Source organism: Robiginitalea sp., from assembly GCF_049588695.1.
Lineage (GTDB): Bacteria > Bacteroidota > Bacteroidia > Flavobacteriales > Flavobacteriaceae > Robiginitalea.
The window spans coordinates 1-2615 of record NZ_JBAVZJ010000377.1 but is presented as its reverse complement, the minus strand read 5'-3'; the positions used below and the strand labels follow the sequence as shown (position 1 = coordinate 2615).

Here is a 2615-nt window from a genome sequence, read left to right as displayed (position 1 = left end):
TTGAAAACATGACTATGGAAGGCCGTATGACGGTTTGCAATCTCAGTATTGAAATGGGAGCCCGCGGCGGAATGATGGCGCCTGACCATAAAACTTTTGCTTACGTCAAAGGCCGTGAATTTGCTCCAAAAGGTGCGGACTGGGATAAGGCTATGACGTATTGGGCTACCCTGCATACGGATGCAGATGCCGTTTTTGACAAGGAACTCATCTTTGACGGCGCTGAGATTGAACCCATGATTACCTATGGGACGAACCCGGGTATGGGTATGGGGATTTCAGGGGCAATACCCAGCTCTGAGAATGCGGGCAGCGGAAAAACAACCTATCAAAAATCCCTGGCCTATATGGACTTTAACGAGGGTGATTCCATGTTGGGCAAAAAAGTAGATTTTGTATTCCTTGGGAGTTGTACCAACGGGAGGATCGAAGATTTCCGGGCCTTTACCGATCTGGTGAGGGGTCGGAAGAAAGCACCCCATGTTACGGCCTGGCTCGTGCCGGGTTCGCATAAGGTCGATTCAGCCATCCGCAGTGAAGGATTACTCGAGGTGCTCCACGAGGCCGGATTTGAACTCCGTGAACCGGGTTGTTCCGCCTGCCTCGCGATGAATGACGATAAGATCCCTGCGGGTAAATACGCGGTGAGTACCTCGAATCGGAACTTTGAAGGACGACAGGGACCGGGTGCCCGTACGCTTCTGGCAAGTCCTCTGGTAGCCGCTGCGGCCGCTGTGACGGGGGAGGTTACGGATCCCCGTAAACTGATGCAAACTGAAATGGCTTCCTAAACCACAAAACCATGGCATACGATAAATTTGAAACGCTGCGAAGTTCAGCAGTACCCCTTCCGATCGAGAATGTAGATACAGACCAGATTATTCCAGCGCGCTTCCTGAAAGCGACAGAACGGACGGGCTTTGGAGACAACCTCTTCCGGGATTGGCGTTACAACCCGGATAATAGTCCGAAGCCACACTTTGTGCTCAACAACCCCCTCTATTCGGGAAAAATACTGGTGGGTGGAAAGAATTTTGGGTCGGGTTCTTCCAGGGAGCACGCTGCATGGGCCGTGTACGATTATGGATTTCGGTGTGTGATCTCCAGTTTTTTTGCCGATATCTTCCGTAATAATTGTTTGAATATCGGCGTCTTGCCGGTGCAGGTGAGTCCGGAATTCCTGCAACTTATTTTTGAAGCTATCGAAAAGGATCCTCAAACCTTACTAGAAGTAAACCTCCCGGAACAGACTGTTGAAATTGCGGCCACTGGAGCCCGGGAATCTTTTGACATCAACGGGTATAAAAAGGATAATATGCTCAACGGTTTTGATGATATTGATTATTTGCTCAACATGAAAGCGGAAATCTCCGGCTTTGCGGCCCAAACACCGCTCTAAAGGCTGTTTCTCAGAATTCTCATTTAAGTTTTATGGAGGCAGGGCGTATTGAAATTATGGACACTACCCTCAGGGATGGGGAACAGACCTCCGGTGTATCCTTTACAGCTCCCGAAAAACTGACCCTCGCCCGGTTACTTCTGGAAGAGCTACGGGTGGACCGGATCGAGGTCGCTTCTGCCCGGGTGTCTGACGGAGAATTTGAAAGCGTTCGCCAAATTGCCGCTTGGGCCAAAGAGGCCGGTGTATTGCAGAAAGTTGAAGTGCTTAGTTTTGTGGATGGGGGGGCTTCCCTGGACTGGATTCATAAAGCCGGGGCCCGGACACAAAACCTCCTAACCAAGGGATCCCTCAATCACCTGACCTACCAACTCCGCAAGACGCCCGAAGCCCATTTTAAAGAGGTGGCTGACGTCCTTAAAAAAGCCCGGGATTTAGACATACGCTCTAATGTTTACCTGGAAGACTGGAGTAATGGAATGCGGTCTTCGAAAGAATATGTTTTTGAGTTCCTCGACTTTTTAAGCAAGCAACCCCTCGACCGGATACTCCTGCCCGATACCCTTGGAATCCTTACCCCTGATGAAACCGGCCGTTTTATTCGGGAAATCGTAGAACGGTACCCGGGGATACATTTTGATTTTCACGGTCACAATGATTACGACCTCAGTGTTGCCAACGTCATACAGGCCCTGCAAAACGGTGTTCATGGATTACACCTGACCGTTAATGGTATGGGGGAACGCGCGGGGAATGCCCCCCTGGCCAGTGTGGTAGCTGTCATCAATGACTTCTTGCCCGAATTGCAGATCGGCGTTTGCGAGTCCGCCCTTTACAAAGTGAGTAAACTGGTTTCCGCATTTACGGGTATAGGAATCCCTTCCAACAAACCTGTTGTCGGCGATAATGTTTTTACCCAGACTGCCGGCATACACGCCGATGGCGACAATAAAAAGAACCTCTATTTCAATAATCTTCTCCCGGAGCGCTTTGGGCGCAAACGCAAATATGCCCTGGGGAAGACTTCCGGAAAGGCGAATATTCAAAAAAACCTGCAGGAACTGGGACTTACCCTCAGTGAGGCTGAATTAAAGCAAGTTACCAACCGGATAATACAATTGGGCGATCGGAAGGAGCACGTGACCCGCGAGGACCTTCCCTATATCATCTCGGATGTACTGGGAACGGAATGGCAACCGCAACAAGTCTTTATAAA

3 protein-coding genes are annotated in these 2615 nt (G+C 50.1%); all 3 read left to right on the top strand.

Annotated features, from left to right (window positions below):
- On the top strand, nucleotides 1–791 hold a 791-nt coding region (locus WBV75_RS08980), incomplete at its 5' end, for an aconitase family protein (RefSeq protein WP_424120288.1).
- A gap of 11 nt (nucleotides 792–802) precedes the next feature.
- On the top strand, nucleotides 803–1399 hold the full coding sequence (gene leuD / locus WBV75_RS08975) for a 3-isopropylmalate dehydratase small subunit (protein WP_424120287.1): 597 nt from the start codon (nucleotides 803–805) through the stop codon (nucleotides 1397–1399).
- Between the two features lie 32 nt (nucleotides 1400–1431).
- On the top strand, nucleotides 1432–2615 hold a 1184-nt coding region (locus WBV75_RS08970), incomplete at its 3' end, for a homocitrate synthase/isopropylmalate synthase family protein (RefSeq protein ID WP_424120286.1).